This is a genomic window from Mycolicibacter hiberniae, assembly GCF_010729485.1.
Lineage (GTDB): Bacteria > Actinomycetota > Actinomycetes > Mycobacteriales > Mycobacteriaceae > Mycobacterium > Mycobacterium hiberniae.
The window spans coordinates 2,930,772-2,953,537 of the sequence record NZ_AP022609.1 but is presented as its reverse complement, the minus strand read 5'-3'; the positions used below and the strand labels follow the sequence as shown (position 1 = coordinate 2,953,537).

The following is a 22,766-nucleotide window of genomic DNA, read 5'->3' as shown; positions in this document are numbered from 1 at the left end:
TCTCAGCGGCCGGTGAAGTCCGGGGGCCGGCGCTGCGCGAATGCGGCCAGTCCTTCTTTGAAATCACTGGTGCGGCAGCTGAGTTCGAGGTTGAACAACTCCTGGGTCATAGCTTGCGGCAGTGTCGTGTGCAGCCCGTGGTGCAGTGCCTGTTTGGTCAGGCCGATCGCTACGGTGGGACCGCACGTCAGGGTCGCCAGCAGCTCTTCGGTGGCGGTGTCCACGTCGGCCGGAGCCACGGCCTGATGGATCAGTCCCCAGTCCTGTGCGGAACCGCCGGTGATCTGTTCGCCCAGCAGCAGCATCCGTCTGGCCCGGGCCAGGCCCACCAGGCGGGGCAGCAGCCAGGTGGCTCCCGAGTCCGGGCTGAAACCACGCGCCAGGAACGGTTCCCAGAACACGGCGTCGTCGGCGGCCACGGTGAAGTCGGCGGCCAGGGCGAGGTTGCAGCCCAAGCCCACCGCCCACCCCCGGACGCTGCACACGACCGGCAGTTGGATGGTCTGCACCAGTTCGATCACCCGGTGCCCGGCGTGTGGGACCCGGCGTACCAGGTCGCCGGTGCGTGGCCGCCGGTCGCCGGCATTCGTGGTGACCCAGTCCGCGCCCGCGCAGAAGTCGTCCCCGGCGCCGCGGATGTGGATGGCGCGCAGCGTGTCGTCGCTCGCCGCCTCGGTGAGGGTCTTGACCAGCGCGTCGGTCATCGGCCAGCTCAGGGAATTCCGGCGGGCCGGGCGCTGCAGCGTCAAGCGGAGCAGCGCGCCGTCGCGCAGGACCGTCACCGCACCGTCAGGGGCGGAGCCGGACCTGGAATCGCCGGAATCGGCCACGGTGGTATCCACCTTTCAACGCTATATCGTGATAGCTACAGTAGGCTATACGATTTGTGCGGTCCGACGGAGAAGGGTCTATGGCGCAGCGTCCGGGCAACGTGGTTTCGGCTGGTGATGCCGCCCGTTTCGGCGAGTTGCCGCTGGCCCAGACCGTTGCGGCGGCCGGTGCCCTGCGCCGCCTGACCGGACTGCTGCTCGCGCTGGAGCGCCCGCACCCGGCCGTCGATGACATGCTGGCCCGTGTCGCCGACTGGGAGCGGCAACTGGCTCCGTCGGCCCCGATGGAGGCGATCCCCCGGCTGGAGGCCGTTGACGGCGACCAAGGCCGGGTCTACTTGGAGCACGCCTTCGACGTCGGGTCCTACAACCCCTGTTTCCCGGAGTACCGGTTCGACCACCTGGATGCCGAGACCGCCTCGGGTACAGTCACATTCCCGCTTCCCTACGAGGGGCCCCCGGGACTGGTGCACGGTGGATTTCTCGGCGTCTTCTTTGACTGCGTGACCCAGCATCAGAGCTGTGCGGTGGGCGCGGCGGGGCGCACCCGCTCATTGCTGGTCACCTACCGGCGTCCCACGCCCATTCTCACCGAGTTGAACTTCGACATCGCGCGACGCGAGGTCGAACGCGGCATCGCCTCCACGGCGCGTCTGAGTCATCGGGGCGAGCTGCTGTGCACCGGCGAGGTCACCACGGCGGCTGCGGCGCCGGAGAAACTGAGTGCCATTCGATTCGGCCGGCGGCAGCCGGGTGAGGAGTCCCACCGATGAGTGCTGTCGAGACCACCGACGAGCGGGTGCTCTTCGACGTCGATCCGCAGGGGCGAATCGCCACCATCACGCTGAACAACCCCGGCCGACGCAATTCCTACGACGCCGCGATGCGCGACGCGGTGGACCGCTGCCTGGACCGGGTCGCTGGCGACGACGACCTGGTGGTGGTGCTGCTGCGTGGCGCGGACGGGGTGTTCAGCGCCGGGGCCGACATGAACAACGCCTACGGCTGGTACGGCGAGGGCGGGTCGCCCTCGCCCTCCGCAGCGGCGGCCAAGGGGAGGCCGAGTCAGCGCCGCCGGCTCGCCGTGGACCGCAAGTCGTTCGGCTTCTATCACAACCTGATGGGCTTTCCGAAGGTCACGGTGGGCGAGATCAGCGGCTATGCCCTCGGCGGCGGTTTCGAGATGGCGCTGATGGCCGATATCTCGGTGATCGCGCGCGATACCAGGATCGGCATGCCCGCAACGCGGTTCCTGGGGCCGGCTCTGGGCAGCCTGCACATGTTCTTCCACCGCCTCGGCCCGGTGCTGGCCCGGCGACTGCTGCTGACCGGCGACATCATCGATGCTGGCGCGGTCGAACACCTGGGAGTCTTCACCGAGACCTGCGCGCCCGAGGCCGTGACCGCACGGGCCCGGTACTGGGCGTGCAAGGTGGCCAAGATGCCGGCCGACGGGATCGTCATCGCCAAAGAGGCGTTTCGCCTCGTCGAGCAGAGTCAGGCCTATCAGGGCGAAGAGGTGGCGAGCTATCTGTTTCACGCCTTCGGAACGAACTTGCAGTTTGCGCCGGGGGAGTTCAACTTCGTCAAAACCCGGGCGCAATACGGCACCAAAGAGGCATTCCGGTTGCGTGACGAGCACTTCCATGTGCCCGAGCCGTGACGCCGGTTCCCCGGAGCCAGTCGTTTGCTTTACAAAAGTGACCAATAATGTAAGGTTGGAAAAATGTCTACGCCTGTCATCGTCGGCGCTGTCCGCACGGCTATCGGACGTTCGTTCAAGGGGACTCTGGTCAACACGCCGCCGGAGACCCTGATCACCACGGTGCTGCCCGAGGTCGTTCGCCGGGCCGGCATCGAACCGGCTGTGATCGACGACATCATCTTCGCCGAATCACACTACGGTGGCGGCGATCTCGCTCGCTACGCGGCAGCTGCATGCGGCATGGAATCGGTGCCGGGCCAATCGGTCAACCGGCACTGTGCGGGCAGCCTGACCGCTATCGGCAACGCCTCCGCGCAGATCGGTTCCGGTATGGAGCGCGTGCTGATCGCCGGCGGTGTGCAGTCGCTGTCGATGACGCCGCTGACCAAGTGGCGGGTGCCCGGCCCGGAGGTGACCTTCGTCGAGCCCTGGATGCCGCCGACGCACCCGGAGACCCCGGATGCGCCCACCCGGGACATGTCGATCACGGTGGGCTGGAACACCGCACAGGCTGCCGGTATCACCCGTGAGCAGATGGATGCCTGGGCGGCGCGGTCGCATCAACGGGCGATCGCGGCGATCGACGCCGGCAAATTCGTCGACGAGATCATCCCGCTCAAGGTCGAACTGCCCGACGGTTCGGTGACCGAGTTCAAGGTCGACGAATTCCCGCGTCGCGACACCACCGCGGAGAAGCTGGCGGCCCTGAAGGTGTTGCACCCCGAGATCGAGGGCTTCTCCATCACCGCCGGCAACAGCAGCGGCACCAACGATGCCGCGGCCGCGGTCGCGCTCGTCGACTCCGACTACGCGCGCGACAACGGGCTGACCGTGATGGGAACCGTCAAGGCCTGGGGCTCGGTCGGTGTGGCGCCCCGCGACACCGGGCTCGGCGGCGTCAAAGTGATCGGCAAGGTGTTGCAGCGGGCCGGGCTGTCCGTCGGCGATGTCGCACTGTGGGAGATCAACGAGGCCTTCGCCTCGGTGCCGATCGCGGCGTGCAAGGAATACGGCATCGACGAAGAGCTGGTGAACTTCTCCGGCAGCGGCTGCAGCCTCGGCCACCCCATCGCCGCGTCCGGTGCCCGGATGGTGACCACGCTGCTCTATGAACTGCAGCGGCGTGGCGGTGGCATCGGTGTGGCCGCCATGTGCGCCGGTGGTGGGCAGGGCGGCGCGGTGGTGGTCGAGGTCTAGCGGCGTTTGGCCGACGAAGCCGGTGCGGCGCGCCGGCGCGCCGACTTGGTGTTCTGCGCGATCAGCCGCTCGGCGTGATCGAGGATGCAGTTGAGGCCGTATTCGAAGTTGGCGTCGTCCGCCGCTCCCACCCGATGGCCCTGCCTGGTGGCCTCTGCCAGCAGCGGGGTCACGGCCGGGTCGATCACGAGTGCTTCCTCGAAATCGGAGGGCCCCTCGGCATCCGACGCCCGGTTCTTTTCGTAGAGGCGCCGGAGCACCACCGACCCGCGAATGTGCACCGAGATCGTCGAATAGGTGTCGAAGGCGTCCTGCGGCGACAGGCCGGCCTCCACCAGGCTGGCGATCGCGCGTTCCACCTCCTGGACGCCGATCTGGGCGGCACGGGGGCTCAACGCCGCCCGGATCAAGATGAGGTCGCACAGGATCGGGTTGCCCAGAAAAGTCGACCGCATGCTGTGCGCGTGGTCGTGCAACGTCTGGCGCCAGTCCTTGGCCTCCACGTACGGGGTGGCGAAAACATACTGGCGCAAGGCTCGGCTGGTCATCGCGTTGAGGAGGTCGTCCTTTTTGCGGAAGTACCAGTAGATGCTCGTCACCCCGACGCCCAGATGCTTGCCGAGCAACGGCATGCTCAGGTTGTCGACACCGATCTGCTCGGCGAGCTCGAAGGCGCCGTCGATGATGTCATCGGGGTTGATCGAGCCGCGTTCGCGCCGTTGCCGTTTCTCGGCGACTGGCTGCTTTGCCACTGCGGGGTACCTCCAGTTCTGGTCGACACGGCCGGATTCTTCGCCCTTAAACCTAGCCGTCAAACCTACCTGTACCCGGCGCTGGCACCGGTCATTGAGCTTCTCTTACCGTAAACCATATGGTAAGCATTTTGATAAATCGTGCCCCAACGTCTGAAGGGTGAGCCGTGTCCGAAGTGGTGCTGCGTGAGCGTCGTGGACGGATTCTCGTCATCACGATCAATCGTCCGGAGGCGCGCAACGCGGCCAACAAGGCCGTCGCGGAGGGCTTGGCCGCGGCCTGCGACGAGCTCGACGACACCCCGGAGTTGTCGGTCGGGGTGCTCACCGGGGCCGGCGGCAATTTCTGTGCGGGGATGGACCTCAAGGCGTTCGCAGCCGGGGAGTTGGCCTATGTCCCCGGGCGCGGGCTCGGCTTCACCGAGCGCCCGCCGCGCAAACCGCTGATCTCCGCTGTCGAGGGCCACGCGGTGGCCGGCGGCACCGAACTGGTGCTGGCCACTGACCTGGTGGTCGCTGCCAAGGGCGCGAAATTCGGCATCCCGGAGGTCAAGCGGGGCTTGGTGGCGGCCGGTGGTGGTCTACTGCGTCTGCCACACCGGATCCCGTATCAGAAGGCCCTCGAATTGGCATTGACCGGTGAGACCTTCACCGCCGAACAGGGCGCCGAGTGGGGATTTGTCAACGTGCTCACCGAGCCCGGTGAAGCGCTGGCCGGGGCCATCGCGCTGGCCGAGCGGATCACCGCCAACGGCCCGCTGGCCGTAGCGGTGACGAAGGAGATCATGGTGAAGTCCGCCGGCTGGAGCCAGGACGAGATCTGGAAGAAGCAGGGCGAACTGATCGCGCCGGTCTTCACCTCGCACGACGCCAAGGAAGGCGCCATCGCGTTCGCCGAGAAGCGCGCCCCGAACTGGACCGGCGCCTGACCCTGGGCCTGGCGTATGGACCTGGGTTTGCGCGACGCACGCGCCGTCGTCGTCGGCGGGAGCCGGGGGATGGGACTGGCCACGGCCCGGTGCCTGGCCGACGACGGGGCCCGGGTAGCGGTGATGGCCCGCTGTGTCGCCGATCTGGACCGTGCCTGCGCGGACCTGCGCGGTCGCGGCAGTCCGGAGGCGATCGCACTGGTCGCCGACGCCGGGGACGAGCAACGGGTGCAACAGGTCTTCGCTGAACTCGGGAGCCGCTGGGGCGGCCAACTCAACATCTTGGTCAACGCGGCCGGACCCGACGTGCAGGGCACGTTCGACGAGCTCGACGATGACCAGTGGCGCCGGGCGATCGACCAGGGTGCGATGGGGATGGTGCATACCGTCCGTGCTGCGTTGCCCTTGTTGCGCAATGCCGAATGGGCCCGGATCGTCAACTTCTCGGCGCAGTCGACGCAGCGCCAGAGCACCGTCCTGGTCGCCTACACGGCGGCCAAGGCGATGGTGAACAGCATCTCGAAGAACCTGGCGCTGCTGCTGGCTCCCGACGAGATTCTGGTGAACGTGGTCTCGCCCGGCAGCGTTGCCTCCGAGGCGCTGGTGGGCTGGGCCCGCTCCAAGGGAGCCGACGGTGACGACCCCTACCGGCTGATGCAGGTAATCGCCGAGCACTTCGGCCACCCGGCGCAGATGCCGCGGGCCGGTCTGCCCGACGAAGTCGGCGCGGTGGCGGCCTTTTTGGCCTCGCGCCGCAACTCCTACATGACCGGTGCCAACGTCAACGTCGACGGCGGCTCGGATTTCACCTGACAACCTGGCAGGAAATGCCCCTGACCTGGAGTCATGGCAGTTTAGCCGGGCGGGACGCCAGTTGCGGAATGCGCTACCGAAAGGTATACAGTAAGAACTGTTCCAGTCGGACTCCCGACGGCGGCAAGGTATCCGGGGCGAGGAGGTGCGGCACCGATGACCGCTGCCGACGATGACACCCTCGTCGACGCCGGCGCCCCCGTGCTCTACGACGTCAGCGACGGCGTTGCGCTGATCACCTTCAACCGCCCGCGGCGTCTCAACGCCTGGGGGCCTGATATCGCGGCGGGCTTCTACGCCGCGATCGACCATGCCGAGGCGGACCCCGCGGTGCGAGCGATCCTGGTGACCGGCCGCGGCCGCGGCTTTTGTGCCGGGGCCGACCTGGGGTCCGCCGGCGGCCTGCAAGATCCCGAATCCGACACTGCCGGAACCGATGTGGCGCAGCTGGTCGGAGAGCGTCATCCGCACTTCCTCACCGAGCTGCGCAAACCCGTGATCGCGGCGATCAACGGCTCGTGTGTGGGGATCGGCCTCACCCACGCTCTGATGTGCGACGTGCGGTTCGCCGCCGCCGGGGCCAAGTTCGCCACCGCGTTCACCCGGCGGGGGCTGATCGCCGAATACGGCATTTCCTGGATATTGCCGCGGCTGGCCGGCTGGGGTGCGGCAATGGACCTGCTGCTCAGTGGGCGCACCTTCCTCGCCGAGGAAGCCCGCGAGCTCGGCCTGGTCAGCCAGGTCGTCGCGCCCGACCTGCTGGTGCAACGTGCCATGGACTACGCGCGAGACCTCGCGGCGCACTGCTCACCGGCGTCATTGGCGGTGATCAAAGCACAGGCCTACGGTGACGCGCTCGATGACGTGGCCGCGGTGACCGCGCGCGCCGAAGCCCTGATGTACGAATCGCTGGCGCGTCCCGACGTCATCGAGGGAGTCACCAGCTTCCTTCAGAAGCGACCGCCCAACTTCCCGCCCCTTACTGGAGAAAGGTTGAGCACATGACTGCCGCACGTGAACGACTCCCGTACCTGGCCGTCGATGTCGACAACCACTACTACGAGCCGCTGGATGCCTTCACTCGGCACCTGCCCAAAGAATTCCACAGCCGCGGTGTCCAGATGGTGCAGGACGGCAAGCGGACCCTGGCGGTGTTCGGCGGGGTCGTCAATCACTTCATCCCGAACCCGAGCTTCGACCCGATCATCGAACCCGGCTGCCTGGATCTGCTGTTCCGCGGCGAGATCCCCGAAGGTGTGGATCCGGCGTCGTTGATGAGGGTCGACCGGCTCTCCGAGCATCCCGAATACCAGAACCGCGATGCCCGCGTGCAGGTGCTCGACCGGCAACGCCTGGAGACGGTGTTTATGCTGCCGACTTTCGCCTGTGGCGTGGAGGAGGGACTCAAGCACGACATCCCCGCCACCATGGCTTCGGTGCACGCGTTCAACCTTTGGCTCGACGAGGACTGGGGCTTCGACCGCCCCGACGGCCGCGTGATATCCGCACCGATCATCTCTCTGGCCGACCCCGAGAAGGCTGTCGAGGAAGTCGAATTCGTGATCAGCCGCGGCGCCAAGCTGGTGTGTGTGCGCCCGGCGCCGGTGCCCGGCGAGGTTCGGCCCAGGTCCCTCGGTGACCCGGTGCACGACCCGGTGTGGGCGCGTCTTGCCGAGGCGGGCGTCGCAGTCGTCTTCCACCTGTCCGACTCCGGTTACATGGCGATCCCGGCGTTGTGGGGCGGCAGCGGTGTGTTCAAGGGATTCGGCAAGCGCGACCCGCTGGACATGGTGATCATGGATGATCGCGCGATCCACGACACCATCGCCTCGATGATCGTGCACCAGGTGTTCACCCGTCACCCCAAGCTCAAGGTGGTCAGCATCGAGAACGGCTCGTACTTCGTCTATCGGCTGATCAAGCGGTTGAAGAAGTCGGCCAACAATGCGCCCTACCACTACAAGGAAGATCCGATCGAGCAGCTGCGCAACAACGTCTGGATTGCCCCCTACTACGAGGATGACGTGAAGCTGCTAGCCGACACCATTGGCGTTGACAAGATCCTGTTCGGCTCGGACTGGCCGCACGGTGAGGGCCTGGCCGACCCGACGACCTTCACCGCAGACATACCGCAGTTTCCTGAGTTCAGCGTAGAAGATACCCGAATGGTGATGCGAGACAATGCACTAACCCTGCTAGGTAATCAGAACCGTTCCGCACCGGGCGTCGCCCACCCGGCAGCTTCGGTCTGACGGTGCGCGAATGGACACTCGGCGCCGTCCTCGACGCGATCGCCGAGGTCGTGCCCGACCGGACCATGACGATCTGCGGGGACCGGCGCACTACCTTCGCCGAATCCGCCGAGTGCACCCGCCGACTGGCCAATTACCTGGCCGGCCGCGGTCTCGGCGCGTGGCGTGAGCGCGCGGAGTTGCAGGACTGGGAGTGCGGTCAAGACCGGGTTGCGCTGCTCATGCACAACGATCGCTACCCCGACATGGTGATCGGCTGTCTCAAGGCGCGCACGGTCCCGGTCAACGTCAACCATTACTACACGCCGGCCGAGGCCGGCGACCTCTTCGCGTATCTGCGACCGCGGGCGGTCATCTACCACGCGTGTTTGGAGGCGAAGTTCGCAGCCGTGCTGCGCGAATCCGGCGCCGAACTGCTGATCCGGATCGGCGACGGCGGCGACACCGGGGGCTCGGACCTGCCGGCGGTGTCGCTGGACGACGCCCTGGCGCTGGGCGACACCGACCAAGCGCGGGCGCCGTCTCCCGACGATCTGCTGATGATCTGCACCGGCGGAACGACCGGGCGCCCCAAGGGGGTGTTGTGGCGGCAAAGCGATGTCTACGTCTCGTCGATGACCGGCGATGACCACAGTTGTGCGGCAGAGATCCACCAGAAGGTGCAGCATGCCGGTCCGCCCTGGTTCGCGCTGTCGCCACTGATGCACGCCGCTGGGATGTGGACTGCGTTCTCGGCCATTCTGAGCGGGCAGACGGTGATCCTCAACGACACCCGCACCGGATTCGACCCCCGCACGGTGTTGGAAATCGCCGCACGCGAGAAAGTCGGTCTGATGACCATGGTGGGCGACGCCTACGCCGCACCCCTGGTCGCCGAGCTGCACCGGGAGACCTACGATTTGACGTCCCTGCACTCGATCGCAACGGGCGGCGCCGCAACGAATCCGTTGTATCAGGCAGAGCTGCTGCGGCTGCTTCCGCAGATCACCCTGATCAACGGCTACGGCTCCTCGGAGACCGGGAATCTGGGCTTCGGTCGCAGTCAACGAGACCAGCGCCGCGACACCTTCGACCTGAGGGAAGGGGGATCGGTGGTATCGGATGACCGGACCCGGTTCCTGCGTCCCGGTGACGCCGAGGTCGGCTGGGCGGTGCGGACCGGGCGGATCCCGCTCGGATACTTCGACGACGCCGACGCGACGCGGCGTACCTTCGGGCAGATCGACGGGCAACGGGTGGTGATCTCCGGTGATCGCGCCGGCATCGAGAAAGACGGCACGCTACGACTGTTCGGCCGGGACGCGCTGGTGGTCAACACCGGTGGGGAGAAGGTGTTCGTCGAGGAGGTCGAAGATGTGCTGCGCGCGCATCCGGCAGTGGCCGACGCGCTGGTGGTGGGGCGACCCAGTGCGCGGTGGGGCGAAGAACTGGTCGCACTGGTTGCTGCGCAACCCGATTCGGCGGTCATCGGCGAACAGTTGGATGCCCACTGCCGAGCTGCGCTGGCCGGATTCAAGGTTCCCAAGGCGTTCCTCCTGGTGCCGCAGGTGCGCCGTCTGGGCAACGGGAAGGCCGACTACCGCTGGGCCAAACGACAGGCGAATGAAGGGGTTGCCATGCCCGTGAGCGAGCGATCATGAAAGCCATCGACTGCCTGGTCAATGTGCACTTCGGCGAGAGCGAACAGCCCGGATGGATGGTTCGCGCGCGTGACGACTACTTCAAGGGGCCGGCGTCGATGTTCGCGCCCGTTGACATGTCGGCGCTGCTCGACGAGATGGACGCCAACGGGGTGACCAAGGCCGTCCTGATGGACAACCTGGTCAAACCGTCGGTGACCGCGCGAAAGTTCGTGGCGGCCCGGCCTGATCGGTTCGCGCTGGCGATGGGCGGCGTGAACCTGCTGCGGCCGGTACCCGCGCTGCGGGAACTGAGCGCCGTCGCCAACGATCTGCCGGTGGTCTACACCGTGGTGGGTCCCAGCTTCTGGGGCGACGGCCAGTACCCGCCGAGCGACGCGGTCTACTACCCGCTGTATGCCAAGTGCGCCGAACTGGATCTGCCGCTGTGCGTCAACACCGGTATCCCGGGCCCGCCGGTCCCCGGCGAGGTCCAGCATCCGATCCACCTCGACCGGGTCTGCGTGCGGTTCCCCGAACTGCGGCTGTGCATGATCCACGGCGCCGACCCCTGGTGGGACGTCGCCGTCCGCATGCTCCTCAAATACCGCAACCTGCGGTTGATGACCTCGGCCTGGTCGCCCAAGCGGCTGCCGGAGGCCCTGTTGCACTTCCTGCGGACCCGGGGCGCCGACAAGATCATCTTCGCCTCGGACTGGCCGGTGCTCCGCATGGACCGGGTGGTGCCCGAGGCTCGCGCTCTGGACCTGCCCCCTGAGGTTCTCGACCGATACCTCTACCGCAATGCCGCCGATTTCTTCTTCGCCGAACGCGGCGCCGTACCCGAACAGGAGAGCTGAGATGGATCGCTTCGAACTGCGCAGGCTGGATTACAGCCTGACCGAGGACCACGTTGCCCTGCAGGCCGCCTACGGGCAGTTCTTCGCCACCCACTGCGGAATCGAAACGGTGCGCGCCGCAGAAGAATCCGGCTTCGACAAGAACCTGTGGGAGCGGCTGTGCGCGATGGGTGCCACCACCATGGCGTTGCCGGAGGCTGCCGGCGGCGACGGTGCGACCCTGGTCGATCTTGTGCTGGTAGCCGAGGAGATCGGCCGTTGCTTGGCGCCAGTACCCTGGGTCGACCAGGTCTGCGCCACAAGGCTTTTGAACCGGCTATCCGGATTGTCACCGGACGCTGACGAAACCGCCGAGATCGTCGGCGGGACGCGCCTGGTCGCGTTCGATCCGCACCAGGACGCGGTGGCGGGCCCCCGGCTGCTACCGACCGGGTCGATCGCCGACACGGTCATCGTGCGCGATGGCCCCGACAATCAAGAGGTGGTTCTCCTTTCCTTCGGCACCCGCCCGGCACGCGTCGACAACATCGGCCGGTTGCCGATGGCCTGGGTCGACCCCGCTGACGCCGACACCCGCAGGGTGCTGGGCCGCGGTCCCGCGGCGCTGGCCGAATACCAGCGTGCGCTGGATGAATGGCGACTGCTGACCGCCTCGGCGCTCGTCGGGATGGTGGAGCAGACCATGACGATCGCCGCGGAGTTCGCCAAGACCCGCTACACCCTCGGGGTGCCGATCGGCACCCTGCAGGCCATCTCGCACCCCTTGGCGAACATGGCGATCACCGTCGCCTCGGGACGCAACCTGTCCTACCGGGCGGGGTGGTTCATGGACAACGAGCCCGACGAGCGCCCGGAACTGGCCGCCTCGGCGTTCGTCTTCATGGCCGAGGAGGCCGCCAAGGCCGCCACCATGGCGGTACACATCCAAGGCGGACTGGGGGTTTCGGCAGAAGCCGCGGCCACCGCCTATCTGGTGCGGGCCCGTGGCTGGCCGCTGGCCGGAGGCGACCCCGGCGCCAGCGCATGTCACATCGCCGACATCATCGCCGCCCGCGAAACCGCCTAGCGCGCAACCCAGCAGAACGGGAGCATCATGGACTTCTCACAACCGCAGCTGACCGACGAGGACCTGGCTTTTCGCGAGGAGGTGCGCGCGTTCCTGGCCACTCATGTCACCGAGGCGGTCAAGCGCCGAGACCGCGAGACCGGGGACAACTTCGACGAGGGCGTGCACCTGGCTCTCGGCGCCGCAGGCTACCTGGAAGCGGAGTGGAAAACCGAGGACGACGGTGGCTTCACCCGAGTGCGCCGGCGCATCTGGGAGCTGGAGAAACGTCGCGCGCACGTCCCTTGGGTCACCTGGGGAACCACGTCGATGGTGGCCCGGTCGGTCGCCTCCTTCGGCTCGCCCGAGCTGTGCGAGGAGATCCTGCCAGGGGTCTTCAGCGGCCACATCAGGCTGTGTCTGGGTTACACCGAACCCGAAGGCGGTTCGGACGTCGCGACCTGCAAAACCCGCGCGGTGCGCGACGGGGACAACTGGATTATCAACGGCTCCAAGATGTTCACCACCGGCGCGCACAACTGCCAGTACGTCTTCCTGATCACCAACACCGATCCGGACGCGCGGAAACACAAGAGCCTGACCATGTTCCTGGTGCCCTTGGACTCCCCGGGCATCGAGATCCAGGGCCTGCGCACCGTCGACGGAGACCGCACCAACATCGTCTACTACAGCGACGTGCGCGTCGACGACAAGTACCGGCTCGGAGAGGTCAACGGTGGCTGGACAGTGTTGCGTGAGCCTCTCAACGTCGAACATGGCGCGGTGGATGCCGCCGCCGACGGATTGGCCGACGTCTCGATCATGATGCACCAGGCCAACTTCATGGCGGTGGCCGTGGACAAGGCCGGCGAAGTGGCCGGGCGATCGGGCAGTATTGCCGACCGCTCGGTGGCCTACCGGCTGGGACGGGCCGCCGCCCGGGTGGAGGCCTCCCTTTCGACGCCCTCGATATTCGGGCGGGTGGCCCTGGCGCAGGCCATGCGGGACGTCTCGCCGGATCTGATGGACCTGCTCGGAAGCGCATCGGCGCTGCCGATCGATACCGACGGGGCCATCGACGGCGGTGCCTCGGAATACGTGTTCCGGTTCGCGCCGCTGGTCGGCATCTACGGCGGCACCCTGGAGGTCTTCCGCAATATGATCGCCCAGTACGTCCTGGGCCTGGGCAAGCCGAACTACTCGCCGGCAGCGAAGTAGTCGCCGGTCACGACGTCGTGATCCTGCGGTGATAGCCCGACGGGGTTTCGCCGGCGAATCGGGTGAACGCCCGGGTGAACGCCGACAGGCTGTCGAAACCGACGGCGGCGGCGGTCTGCTGGACGCCCTGATCGGGGGCGGCCAGCAGCGCCATGGCCTGCAACATCCGGGCATGCAGCAGGTAGGTGCGCCACGACATGCCGATCACCGTGTCGAACTGCCGGCGCAGGGTGCGTTCGGACACCGCGACGGCGTGCGCGACCTCGGCGGCGGTCACCGAGGCCAGGTGTTGCTTGGTGTAGGTCATGGCCGCTCCGACGATCGGATGGTCGGACACCGGCAGGCTCAGCGGCGCCTCATGCTCCAGCGCCGCGGACACCAGGTGTCCCAAAGTGCGGAAGAAGTCGTCGGAGACGCTGTCGCCGTCAGGTCGCTCGATCGGCCACCGCAGCGAGTGCAGCATCATCTCCCGGATCAGCGGTGAGACGGTCAGGATGCGGGCCCGGTCGCCGGCGTGGGCGACCAGCTCAGGGGCGAACATCACCGCCACGGTGCGGACTTCCGCACGCATCACGGCCTGATGGTCCAGGCCGGCCGGGATCCAGGCCGCCTGTTGGGGCGGCAGCAGATAGTGCGCTGCGGCGGTCTCGACCTCGACCACCCCGCCGACGGCGTACTCGATCTGGTGCATGTCGTGGGAGTGCCATCCGGTGACCAGATGGCGGCCCTCGTACAGATAGCTGCCGGCCCGGGCCCGACCCCCACGGCGCAGATCGATGTTGGCCGGTTCTGCAAAATCTATGGCCGAACGCGCGGAGACGGTCACGATTTTCCAGGGTACTAGTAGAGCTGTGCACCTCGACGACATGATTCTGGTCAGCATCGACGACCACGTGGTAGAGCCGCCCGACATGTTCCTGCGCCACGTCCCGGCCAAATACAAGGCGGAGGCGCCGATCGTCGTCACCGACGACAATGGCGTCGACCAGTGGATGTATCAGGGCCGCCCGCAAGGGGTCAGCGGACTCAATGCGGTGGTGTCGTGGCCGGCTGAGGAGTGGGGCCGTGACCCCGCAGGCTTCGCCGAGATGCGCCCCGGCGTCTACGACGTGCACGAGCGGGTCCGCGACATGAGCCGCAACGGCATCCTCGCCTCGATGTGCTTCCCGACCTTCACCGGATTCTCCGCGCGGCACCTCAACATGACCCGGGAGAACGTCACCCTGGTGATGGTGTCTGCCTATAACGATTGGCACATCGACGAGTGGGCCGGAGCCTACCCGGGCCGGTTCATCCCGATCGCGATCCTGCCGACCTGGAATCCCGAGGCGATGTGCGCCGAGATCCGCCGGGTGGCGGCCAAGGGTTGCCGCGCGGTCACCATGCCCGAGCTGCCACACCTGGAGGGACTGCCCAGCTACCACGACGACGACTACTGGGGACCGGTGTTCACCACCCTCTCGGAGTGCGACGTGGTGATGTGCCTGCACATCGGCACCGGCTTCGGGGCGATCAGCATGGCACCCAACGCGCCGATCGACAACATGATCATCCTGGCCACCCAGGTGTCGGCGATGTGCGCCCAGGACCTGCTCTGGGGGCCCGCGATGCGCAACTATCCCGATCTGAAGTTCGCGTTCTCCGAGGGGGGAATCGGCTGGATCCCGTTCTACCTCGATCGCAGCGACCGGCACTACACCAACCAGAAGTGGCTGCGCCGCGACTTCGGCGACAAGCTGCCCAGCGAGGTGTTTCGCGAGCACTCACTGGCCTGCTACGTCACCGACAAGACCTCACTGAAGCTGCGCCACGAGATCGGCATCGACACCATCGCCTGGGAGTGCGACTACCCGCACTCGGACTGCTTCTGGCCGGACGCCCCCGAGCAGGTGCTTGCCGAGCTAGAGGCCGCCGGAGCCGACGACTCCGACATCAACAAGATCACTTGGCAGAACTCCTGCCGGTTCTTCAACTGGGATCCCTTCGCGCACACCCCGCGACCGCAGGCGACGGTAGGTGCGTTGCGGGCGACGGCCACCGATGTGGACACCTCGATCCGGCCGCGTGCCGAGTGGGCACGCCGCTATGCCGCCAAACAACCGGCGCCGGCGCGACGGGCAGGGGTGTAGCGCGATGGTCGCAGTGATCACCGGTGGCGCCGGCGGGATGGGCCTTGCCACCGCCGCGATCGTCGGCCGCGAGCAGCCGGTCGTGCTGTGCGACGTCCGGCAGGATCGGCTGGATGCCGCGGTGAGGGCGCTGAACGGGGTGGAGGTCACCGCCGTCAACGGCGACGTCACCGACCGCGCTGCCGTCGTCCGGCTCTTCGACATCGCGGCGGGAATCGGACCGGTCACGTCGGTGATCCACACTGCCGGCGTCAGCCCAAGCATGGGCGACGCGGACTACGTCATGCGCACCAACGCCGTCGGCACCCTCAACGTCAACGAGGTCTTCTACGCCGTGGCCCCCGAGGGGGCCACGATCGTCAACGTCGCATCGATGGCCGCGCACCTGCTGCCCGAGGACCTGATACCCACCGACCGATTCCCGCTGGCGTTGCAGGACCCCGGCGCATTCGCCGGGGCCATGGCGGCGGTCTGCGACCCGATGCCGCCGGAGGTGCGATCGGGGATCGCCTACGCGGTGAGCAAGGCGTTCGTGCGCTGGTATTCCAGCGCGCAGGCCGAGCGGTTCAACGGCCGGGGGCTGCGCATCGTCTCGGTGTCCCCAGGCTCGGTGGACACCGAGATGGGCCGCTTGGAGGAGCAGGCCGGCGCCGGGGCACTGGTCGCCGACGCCGCCGTGCCGCGCTGGGGCACGGCCGAGGAGATGGCCGAGCTGATGGCATTCTGCGTCAGTGCCAAGGCGGGTTACCTCACCGGCACCGACATCCTCAACGACGGCGGCGTGGTGGCTTCGGTGCGCGAGCGGACGCGGGTCGCCGGCGCCGGCTGACGTCTCCCGGGATTTGCGGACGTCGATTATTCGACGTATTTTTCGAAAGTATGACGGGCGTCAGCGATGCGGTCGGCACCGGCCGCCCGGTGTCATCGCCGCCGACCGAGCGGGTCATGCGGATCCTTGAGCTGCTGGCCGCCGACGCGCAACGGCACCTGTCCCTCTCGGAGATCTCGCACACCCTGGGCATCAGCCACGGCACCTGCCACGCCATCGTGTCCACCCTCGCCAATCGGCGGTGGCTGGTGCGGGACCGCGACTCCGGGCGCTACTCCTGGGGGCCCGCCCTGTCCGCCCTGGCGCGCCCGGTCAACAAGCAGGCCTTCCGGCCCGAGCTGCAGCGGCTTTTCGGCGCGGTCGGCAGGCAGGCGATCCTCGGCGTTCGCCAGGGGGCGACGGTGGTGGTAACCGACTCGGTCGGGGAGTCGATCGCCGGGCTGCGACTCGAACCTGGATTCCGGATGCCGCTGGTGGCCCCCTTCGGCCGCGAATTCATCGCCGGGACCAGCGAGGCCGTCAAGAAGGATTGGCTCAGCGGGCTGGGCGCACCCTCGCCGCGATTGCGGCGCCGGCTGGGTGCGGTGCTCGACGAAGTCGGTCGGCGCGGCTACGCGATCGACCGGATGAGTCGCGAGTACATCCGGGTGTACTCGGCGCTGCAAGCCCTGGCTGCCGACGGCGAGCCCGACGAGATCACCGCGCGCGTCGCCACGGCGTTCGCCGATCTCACCGAGGTCGACTACCTGCCCGACGAACTCGCACAGGGCGAGCGCCATCCGGTCGCCAGCGTCTCGGCCCCGGTTCGCGACGCCGACGGCACGGCCGTGATGTCGGTGGGAATCGCCCCCTTCGCCGCCCTGACCGCTGGGGAGGTCGCCGAACTCGGCGCGGCCGTGCGCGAAACCGCGGCGCGTATCCAATCCCAGACTGCACGCGACAAACATGAGGAGAGCTCGTGAGCGTGACGCTCAGTGCCGAACAGCGCCAACTCGGCGAGTCGCTGCGGCAGTTCGCCGCCCGGCACGCGCCGATGACCGATACCCGTGAGGCGCTCGACGCGCTGGCAGACGGCGAATTGCCGTCGTGGTGGAATGACCTGGTCTCACACGGGTTTCACGCGATCCACATTCCGGAACACTACGGCGGACAGGGAGGTGGGCTGCACGACGCCGCCGCGGTCCTCGAGGCCGCGGGTACGGTGTCGCTGCCGGGACCGCTGTTGCCGACGGTGACAGCCGGAGCGGTCGGCCTGCTCGGCACGGGCACCCCTGCGCAGGAGCGGTTTCTGCGCGCCCTCGCTGCCGGCGCGCCGGCCACGGTGGTGCTGGCCGGCCAGTCGGACTTCACCGCTGCGCGAACCGACGACGGATGGCGGGTCAGCGGTGTCTCCGAGGTGATCCCGGGTGCCCGCGCGGCTCGGCTGGTGCTGGTCTGCGCCCGCTGTGACGACGGCACCCATCTCTGGGCGGTGGTCGATGTCGCCGAGGCGCAGGTGGCGACTCGGTCGGTGGCCGGCACCGACCTGCTCACCGACCTGGCCACCATCACGTTGGCCGATTACCCGGCGAACGCCGGCGATGTCCTGGCCGGCGTGGACACCGAGCGTGCGGACTACCTCGCCGTGGGCCTGGCCGCAGCGGTGTGCGCCGGCATCGCCGGGTGGTGTGTGGAGGCGGCCACCGCGCATCTGCGCACCCGAGAGCAGTTCGGCGTGGCCATCGGCACGTTCCAGGCACTGCAGCATCAGGCGGCCATGTTGCTGGTCAACGCCGAACTGGCCTGCGCCGCGGCCTGGGACGCACTTCGGGCCATCACCGACACCCCTGAACAGCACCGGATGGCCGCCGCCACCGCGGCGCTGACGGCGGTCGCGCCCTGTCCCGACATCGTGTTCGACACCCTGACGATGTTCGGCGCCATCGGGTTCACCTGGGAACACGATCTGCACCTGTACTGGCGCCGGGCCACCAGCATCGCCGCCTCGATCGGCGCGGCAACCGACTGGGCCCGTCGACTCGGTGAGCCGGCGATCGCGCAGCAGCGGGACTTCACCGTCGATCTCGGCGGCGCTGAGGCCGAGTTCCGAGCCGGTGTCGCCGCAACGCTCGACGCCGCCGCGGCCCTGGCCAACGACGGCCCGGGGCGCCAAGGCGACTACCCGCACTTCGAAACCGGCCCGCAGCGCACGCTGATCGCCGAAGCCGGGCTGATCGCCCCGCAGTGGCCCGCACCGTGGGGGCGCGATGCCTCCCCCCTGCAGCAGTTGATCATCATCGAGGAGTTCGCCAAACGGCCCGGACTGGTGCGGCCGTCGCTGGGCATCGCCGAATGGATCCTGCCGTCGCTGATTCACGCCGCATCTGATGCGGTGGCGCAGCGGCTGATTCCGGCGACACAGCGCGGTGAACTTGCCTGGTGCCAGTTGTTTTCCGAGCCGGGTGCGGGCTCCGATCTGGCGTCGCTGACCACCCGGGCGGCCAAGGTCGACGGCGGATGGCGCATCAACGGTCACAAGATCTGGACCTCGGCGGCCCAGCGTGCCGATTACGGCGCCCTGCTCGCCCGTACCGACCCCGCGGCACCCAAACACCGCGGTATCGGCTACTTCATCGTGGACATGCGCTCGCCGGGTATCGAAGTGCAGCCGATTCAGATGGCCACCGGAGCTGCCGAGTTCAACGAAGTCTTCCTCGCCGACGTCTTCGTCCCCGACGAGATGCTGCTGGGCGCGCCCACCGAGGGCTGGCAGCTCGCGATCGCCACGATGGCCCAGGAGCGCACCGCCATCAGCGGATACGTCGAAAACGACCGGGCGGTCGCGCTACGGGCCCTCGCCGCCGCCGCGGGGCCGTCGCGCGACGACGCGGTGCGCGCGTTGGGCGAACTCGACGCCTACGCCAACGCGATCAGGGCGCTCGGGGTGCGCGAGACCATCAGGATGCTCGACGGTGCGGGTCTCGCGGCATCCTCGAGCATCGCCAAAGTGGCGATGAACGTGCTGCTGCGCCGTACCTTCCGGGCGACACTTGCCACCGTCGGTCGCCTGGCCATGGTCGTCGACTCCGACCCGGCCGTCATCGAGCCCTATCTGTTGTCTCCGGCCGAGCTGATCGGAGGCGGTACCAAGGAAATCCAGCTGAACATCATCGCGCAGATGATCCTCGGCCTACCTCGCAAATGAGATAAAGGACACCACATGGGATTACGTGGAGACGCCGCGATCGTCGGTTACGTCGAGCTGCCGCCGGAGCGGATGAACAAGGCGACGCCGGCCCCGTTCACGCTGGAGCAGTGGGCAGAGCTGAGCGCGGCGGCACTGGCCGACGCGGGCCTTCCCGCTGAGCTGGCCAACGGCATCGTCACCTCGCACCTGGGCGAATCCGAGATCTTCGTACCTTCCACAATCGCCGAATACTTGGGGATTCCAGCGCGGTTCGCCGAAATCGTCGACCTGGGCGGGGCCAGCGCGGCTGCCATGGTCTGGCGCGCCGCAGCGGCGATCGAGCTGGGCATCTGTGATGTGGTGCTGTGCGCGTTGCCCGCCCGCTACATCACCCCGATGTCGGAACGTAAGCCCAGGCCGCTTGTCGACGCGATGTTCTTCGGCTCGTCGAGCAACCAATTCGGCTCTCCGCAAGCAGAGTTCGAGATCCCCTACGGCAACCTGGGACAGAACGGCCCCTACGGCCAGGTTGCCACCCGCTACGGCGCCGTCTACGGCTACGACGAACGGGCGATGGCCAAATTGGTCGTCGATCAACGTGTCAACGCCAACCACACCGACGGTGCCATCTGGCGCGACACGCCGCTGACCGTCGAGGATGTTCTGGCCAGCCCGGTGATCGCCGATCCGCTGCACATGTTGGAGATCGTGATGCCCTGCGTCGGCGGGGCAGCGGTGGTGATCGCCAGCGCAGAGGTCGCCAAGCGGGCCCGCAACCGGCCGGTGTGGATCAAAGGTTTCGGTGAGCATGTGCCGTTCAAGACCCTGACCTACGCCGCCGACCTGTTGGCCACCCCGATCCGGGAGGCGGCCGACACCGCGTTCGCCATGACGGATCTGACGCGGGCGGACATGGACATGGTTTCCATCTACGACTGCTACACGATCACCGTGGTGCTCTCGCTGGAGGATGCCGGCTTCTGCGAGAAAGGCAAAGGCATGCAGTTCCTGGCCGATCACGACCTGACCTTCCGTGGTGACTTCCCGCTCAACACCGCCGGCGGGCAACTCGGATTCGGGCAGGCCGGCCTGGCCGGCGGCATGCACCATGTCTGCGACGCCACCCGCCAGATCATGGGTCGCGCCGGGGACGCGCAGGTGGCCGACTGCAACCGGGCCTTCGTCTCGGGCAACGGCGGGATCCTGTCGGAGCAGACGACCCTCATTCTGGAAGGGGACTAGCAGCAGATGATGAGCTTTGAGCGACCGATGCCGGTCAAAACGCCGACCACCGCACCGTTCTGGGACGCGCTGGCCGAGCACCGGATTGTCATCCAGTATTCGCCGTCTTCGCAGAGCTACGTGTTCTACCCCCGAGTCCGCGCCCCACGCACCCTGGCCGATGACCTTCAGTGGCGGGAAATCTCCGGGATGGGCACGTTGTACTCCTTCACCGTGGCCCGCCGGCCGGTGGGACCGCACTTCGCCGGCGCGGTGCCGCAACTGCTGGGGATCGTCGAATGGGATGAGGGCCCGCGGTTCTCCACCGAGCTGGTCAACGTCGACCCGGCCGATCTGGCGGTCGGAATGCGGGTGCAGCCGGTGTTCTGCGACTACCCCGAACACGACGTCACGATGCTGCGCTACGAGCCGGCGGCGGATCGTGGCTGAGAACGCCGCGGATATCGAGGCGATCAAGCGGCTGAAATCCCGCTACTGCCGTTATCTGGACACCAAAGACTGGGCGGCGTGGCGCGCGCTGTTCACCGATGACTTCGTCAGCGACACCTCGGCTGCGGGCGGCAAAGTCGTCACCGGAGCCGATGCGTTCGTGGCCTTCACCCGCAAGAGCCTGCGAGGCCAGCCCACGGTCCACCAGGTCCATGCGCCCGACATCGAGCTGGACTCGCCGACCACCGCGCACGGGGTATGGGCGCTGGAAGATGTGGTGCGCCTCGGTCCCGGGATCAACCTGCGCGGCTACGGCCACTACACCGAGACCTACGTCAAGGCCGACGACCAGTGGCGGATCGCATCGTCGACGCTCACCCGGCTGCGCGAGGATCTGTTCAACGGGCTGTTCGCGGTTTATCTCTCGCCGCGCGTTCGCGCCGTGCTGGCCAGGCTCGCCCGCCGCTCGGGGCCGGGTCAGATCAGGAGCCGGTGAGCACGGGCGGTTTGCGTGCTTCGGGATCCGGGTTCGCGATGGGCAGCCCCATGAACCGCCGGGCGTTGTCGCCCATGAAGTCATAGGTGCGCCGGACATCCATCCCCTCGGCGTAGCGCCAGAACCCTTTCGGCTCGGCCAGGCCCTCGGGATGCGGATAGTCCGATCCGAAGAGCACCCGGTCCCATCCCACGGTGTCTACGACGTCGGAGACGCGGCCCTCCCAGAACGGGCTGACCCAGATGTTGCGGCGAAAGACCTCATGCGGGTGCTCCGGGAAGTTCTGCGGCATCTTTTTGTACAGTTCGCCGAAATCATCGAAGAGCGGCCGGATCCAGGAGCTGCCGTTTTCCACGCTGGCGATGCGCAGTCCGGGAAAACGGGTCAGGGTGCCATGACAGATCAGACTGGTGATCATGTCGGCGATTTCGCGGTGGCCCAGCACCATCCAGCGAAAGGCGCTTTGCGCCATGAAGTTCTGGGTGTACGCCGGTTCCCACCGGCCGACATAGTCGTCGAGTGGCGGGAAGCTGGCGTGCAGCACGATCGGCAGGCCGGCGGCCTGCACATCGCCCCAGAACGGGTCGAACTCGGGCAGCGCGGGAGAGCGCCAGCCGCGGACGCCGTTGACCGGACCCGGCTTGACCAGCGCGACGACCGCGCCGTGGTCGAGGATGTACTCCAGTTCGCGCTGGGCGGCGTCCACCTCGGAGAGGTTGATGATCGGCGTGGAGAACACTCGGCCGTGGTAGTTGTACGTCCAGTGCTCGGCCATCCACTGGTTGAGCGCGTGGATGATGGCGCACGTCAGCTCGGGGTCGTCGGCGCTGGCGTGCTCGACCAGGCTGGCCAGCGTCGGATAGTTCAGCGCCTCGGTGACGCCCTGGCGGTCCAGCTCGGCGACCCGGTCCTGCGGGTTGCGGGTCGCGGGCGGTGCGGCGATCGCCGGACCCTGCATCTCGCGCAGGCTCAGCCCCTCGGTGTTCTCGCCGGCGAAGAACTTCTCATGCGCGCCCGGCGCGGCAACCCGTTCGAAGGTGGGGTTGGGGATGAAGTCGCTGACGCGGTTGTTGATGATGATGCGGGTCTGCCGGCCGATCTGGGCGAACTGGACTGCCCGCGAATACTTCTCCGGCAGGTACTTGGTCAGCGCATCGGGGGTCTCGTACATGTGCTGGTCGGCATCGAAGATCGGCGCGTCACGGAACTGGCTCATGCAGCGCTCCTTTCCTACCGCGAGCAGACGCAGAGTCGC

The 22,766-nt window shown here is 67.5% G+C and carries 22 protein-coding genes; 18 read left to right on the top strand and 4 right to left on the bottom strand.

The annotated features are described in order from the left end of the window. Positions 1-2: 2 nt before the first annotated feature. Positions 3-842 (bottom strand): enoyl-CoA hydratase/isomerase family protein, encoded by an 840-nt coding sequence (locus G6N14_RS13990; RefSeq protein WP_085137307.1) that lies wholly within the window; start codon positions 840-842, stop codon positions 3-5. 68 nt (positions 843-910) lie between these two features. Between G6N14_RS13990 and G6N14_RS13985 the strand changes: the two genes are divergently transcribed. The 3 genes from G6N14_RS13985 to G6N14_RS13975 all read left to right on the top strand — a co-directional run bounded on the left by G6N14_RS13985 (position 911) and on the right by G6N14_RS13975 (position 3,732). After that, positions 911-1,603, top strand: a complete 693-nt coding sequence (locus tag G6N14_RS13985; RefSeq protein WP_085137309.1) for a hotdog family protein — start codon at positions 911-913, stop codon at positions 1,601-1,603. Continuing rightward, complete coding sequence (locus G6N14_RS13980; protein ID WP_085137310.1) at positions 1,600-2,493, top strand: enoyl-CoA hydratase/isomerase family protein; 894 nt, start codon at positions 1,600-1,602, stop codon at positions 2,491-2,493. Before G6N14_RS13985 ends, G6N14_RS13980 begins: the two co-directional genes overlap by 4 nt. A 63-nt stretch (positions 2,494-2,556) precedes the next feature. Beyond that, positions 2,557-3,732 (top strand): thiolase family protein, encoded by a 1,176-nt coding sequence (locus G6N14_RS13975; RefSeq protein WP_085137312.1) that lies wholly within the window; start codon positions 2,557-2,559, stop codon positions 3,730-3,732. Here G6N14_RS13975 and G6N14_RS13970 read toward each other — a convergent pair. Further along, a complete protein-coding gene (locus tag G6N14_RS13970) occupies positions 3,729-4,484 on the bottom strand; it encodes a TetR/AcrR family transcriptional regulator (protein WP_085137314.1) in 756 nt (251 codons plus the stop codon). The two genes, G6N14_RS13975 and G6N14_RS13970, sit on opposite strands and share 4 nt — an antisense overlap. A gap of 167 nt (positions 4,485-4,651) precedes the next feature. Between G6N14_RS13970 and G6N14_RS13965 the strand changes: the two genes are divergently transcribed. From G6N14_RS13965 to G6N14_RS13930, 8 genes are all read left to right on the top strand, one after another. Further along, the gene (locus tag G6N14_RS13965) at positions 4,652-5,413 is read left to right on the top strand and encodes a crotonase/enoyl-CoA hydratase family protein (RefSeq protein ID WP_085137315.1); all 762 of its coding nucleotides are present in this window, start codon (positions 4,652-4,654) and stop codon (positions 5,411-5,413) included. Between the two features lie 15 nt (positions 5,414-5,428). After that, on the top strand, positions 5,429-6,226 hold the full coding sequence (locus G6N14_RS13960) for an SDR family NAD(P)-dependent oxidoreductase (RefSeq protein WP_085137317.1): 798 nt from the start codon (positions 5,429-5,431) through the stop codon (positions 6,224-6,226). A 156-nt stretch (positions 6,227-6,382) separates the two neighbouring features. Further along, positions 6,383-7,231 (top strand): enoyl-CoA hydratase, encoded by an 849-nt coding sequence (locus G6N14_RS13955; protein ID WP_085137319.1) that lies wholly within the window; start codon positions 6,383-6,385, stop codon positions 7,229-7,231. Beyond that, entirely contained in the window at positions 7,228-8,478 is a 1,251-nt protein-coding gene (locus tag G6N14_RS13950; protein ID WP_085137321.1) for an amidohydrolase family protein, read from the top strand. Before G6N14_RS13955 ends, G6N14_RS13950 begins: the two co-directional genes overlap by 4 nt. A 2-nt stretch (positions 8,479-8,480) precedes the next feature. After that, positions 8,481-10,118 (top strand): acyl-CoA synthetase, encoded by a 1,638-nt coding sequence (locus G6N14_RS13945; RefSeq protein WP_085137323.1) that lies wholly within the window; start codon positions 8,481-8,483, stop codon positions 10,116-10,118. Continuing rightward, positions 10,115-10,957 (top strand): amidohydrolase family protein, encoded by an 843-nt coding sequence (locus tag G6N14_RS13940; protein ID WP_085137325.1) that lies wholly within the window; start codon positions 10,115-10,117, stop codon positions 10,955-10,957. The genes G6N14_RS13945 and G6N14_RS13940 overlap by 4 nt, the downstream gene beginning before the upstream one ends. A 1-nt stretch (position 10,958) precedes the next feature. Beyond that, complete coding sequence (locus tag G6N14_RS13935) at positions 10,959-12,023, top strand: acyl-CoA dehydrogenase family protein (RefSeq protein ID WP_085137327.1); 1,065 nt, start codon at positions 10,959-10,961, stop codon at positions 12,021-12,023. Between the two features lie 27 nt (positions 12,024-12,050). Next, positions 12,051-13,220, top strand: coding sequence for an acyl-CoA dehydrogenase family protein (locus tag G6N14_RS13930; RefSeq protein WP_085137329.1), 1,170 nt, complete (start codon positions 12,051-12,053; stop codon positions 13,218-13,220). 7 nt (positions 13,221-13,227) lie between these two features. Here G6N14_RS13930 and G6N14_RS13925 read toward each other — a convergent pair whose 3' ends face one another. Continuing rightward, positions 13,228-14,046, bottom strand: a complete 819-nt coding sequence (locus tag G6N14_RS13925) for an AraC family transcriptional regulator (protein ID WP_085137438.1) — start codon at positions 14,044-14,046, stop codon at positions 13,228-13,230. A gap of 25 nt (positions 14,047-14,071) precedes the next feature. On the opposite strand from G6N14_RS13925, the gene G6N14_RS13920 reads away from it, so the two are divergent. From G6N14_RS13920 to G6N14_RS13890, 7 genes are read left to right on the top strand one after another with little or no spacing between them, the layout of a single operon-like run. Beyond that, positions 14,072-15,349 carry an amidohydrolase family protein gene (locus G6N14_RS13920; RefSeq protein WP_109559926.1) on the top strand — a complete coding sequence of 426 codons (1,278 nt, stop codon included), beginning with the start codon at positions 14,072-14,074 and terminating at the stop codon, positions 15,347-15,349. Between the two features lie 4 nt (positions 15,350-15,353). Beyond that, positions 15,354-16,178, top strand: coding sequence for an SDR family oxidoreductase (locus G6N14_RS13915; protein WP_085137332.1), 825 nt, complete (start codon positions 15,354-15,356; stop codon positions 16,176-16,178). Between the two features lie 50 nt (positions 16,179-16,228). Then, positions 16,229-17,140 carry an IclR family transcriptional regulator gene (locus G6N14_RS13910; protein ID WP_085137334.1) on the top strand — a complete coding sequence of 304 codons (912 nt, stop codon included), beginning with the start codon at positions 16,229-16,231 and terminating at the stop codon, positions 17,138-17,140. Beyond that, positions 17,137-19,362, top strand: coding sequence for an acyl-CoA dehydrogenase family protein (locus G6N14_RS13905; protein WP_085137336.1), 2,226 nt, complete (start codon positions 17,137-17,139; stop codon positions 19,360-19,362). Before G6N14_RS13910 ends, G6N14_RS13905 begins: the two co-directional genes overlap by 4 nt. 15 nt (positions 19,363-19,377) lie before the next feature. Beyond that, entirely contained in the window at positions 19,378-20,586 is a 1,209-nt protein-coding gene (locus G6N14_RS13900) for a thiolase family protein (protein WP_085137338.1), read from the top strand. Between the two features lie 6 nt (positions 20,587-20,592). Then, entirely contained in the window at positions 20,593-21,015 is a 423-nt protein-coding gene (locus tag G6N14_RS13895; protein ID WP_085137339.1) for a Zn-ribbon domain-containing OB-fold protein, read from the top strand. Further along, positions 21,005-21,511: a nuclear transport factor 2 family protein gene (locus G6N14_RS13890; protein ID WP_407663171.1), complete on the top strand. Its 507-nt coding sequence runs from the start codon at positions 21,005-21,007 to the stop codon at positions 21,509-21,511. The genes G6N14_RS13895 and G6N14_RS13890 overlap by 11 nt, the downstream gene beginning before the upstream one ends. Here the strand turns inward: G6N14_RS13890 and G6N14_RS13885 are convergent. After that, positions 21,498-22,727 (bottom strand): amidohydrolase family protein, encoded by a 1,230-nt coding sequence (locus tag G6N14_RS13885; RefSeq protein ID WP_085137342.1) that lies wholly within the window; start codon positions 22,725-22,727, stop codon positions 21,498-21,500. The two genes, G6N14_RS13890 and G6N14_RS13885, sit on opposite strands and share 14 nt — an antisense overlap. Between the last annotated feature and the right edge of the window lie 39 nt (positions 22,728-22,766).

Bases quoted from the DNA above. Each gene is read 5' to 3' on its own strand.
- G6N14_RS13985 (WP_085137309.1), top strand. From the start codon at position 911: ATGGCGCAGCGTCCGGGCAACGTGGTTTCGGCTGGTGATGCCGCCCGT.
- G6N14_RS13980 (WP_085137310.1), top strand. From the start codon at position 1,600: ATGAGTGCTGTCGAGACCACCGACGAGCGGGTGCTCTTCGACGTCGAT.
- G6N14_RS13975 (WP_085137312.1), top strand. From the start codon at position 2,557: ATGTCTACGCCTGTCATCGTCGGCGCTGTCCGCACGGCTATCGGACGT.
- G6N14_RS13960 (WP_085137317.1), top strand. From the start codon at position 5,429: ATGGACCTGGGTTTGCGCGACGCACGCGCCGTCGTCGTCGGCGGGAGC.
- G6N14_RS13955 (WP_085137319.1), top strand. From the start codon at position 6,383: ATGACCGCTGCCGACGATGACACCCTCGTCGACGCCGGCGCCCCCGTG.
- G6N14_RS13950 (WP_085137321.1), top strand. From the start codon at position 7,228: ATGACTGCCGCACGTGAACGACTCCCGTACCTGGCCGTCGATGTCGAC.
- G6N14_RS13940 (WP_085137325.1), top strand. From the start codon at position 10,115: ATGAAAGCCATCGACTGCCTGGTCAATGTGCACTTCGGCGAGAGCGAA.
- G6N14_RS13935 (WP_085137327.1), top strand. From the start codon at position 10,959: ATGGATCGCTTCGAACTGCGCAGGCTGGATTACAGCCTGACCGAGGAC.
- G6N14_RS13930 (WP_085137329.1), top strand. From the start codon at position 12,051: ATGGACTTCTCACAACCGCAGCTGACCGACGAGGACCTGGCTTTTCGC.
- G6N14_RS13915 (WP_085137332.1), top strand. From the start codon at position 15,354: ATGGTCGCAGTGATCACCGGTGGCGCCGGCGGGATGGGCCTTGCCACC.
- G6N14_RS13910 (WP_085137334.1), top strand. From the start codon at position 16,229: ATGACGGGCGTCAGCGATGCGGTCGGCACCGGCCGCCCGGTGTCATCG.
- G6N14_RS13900 (WP_085137338.1), top strand. From the start codon at position 19,378: ATGGGATTACGTGGAGACGCCGCGATCGTCGGTTACGTCGAGCTGCCG.
- G6N14_RS13895 (WP_085137339.1), top strand. From the start codon at position 20,593: ATGATGAGCTTTGAGCGACCGATGCCGGTCAAAACGCCGACCACCGCA.
- G6N14_RS13885 (WP_085137342.1), bottom strand. From the start codon at position 22,727: ATGAGCCAGTTCCGTGACGCGCCGATCTTCGATGCCGACCAGCACATG.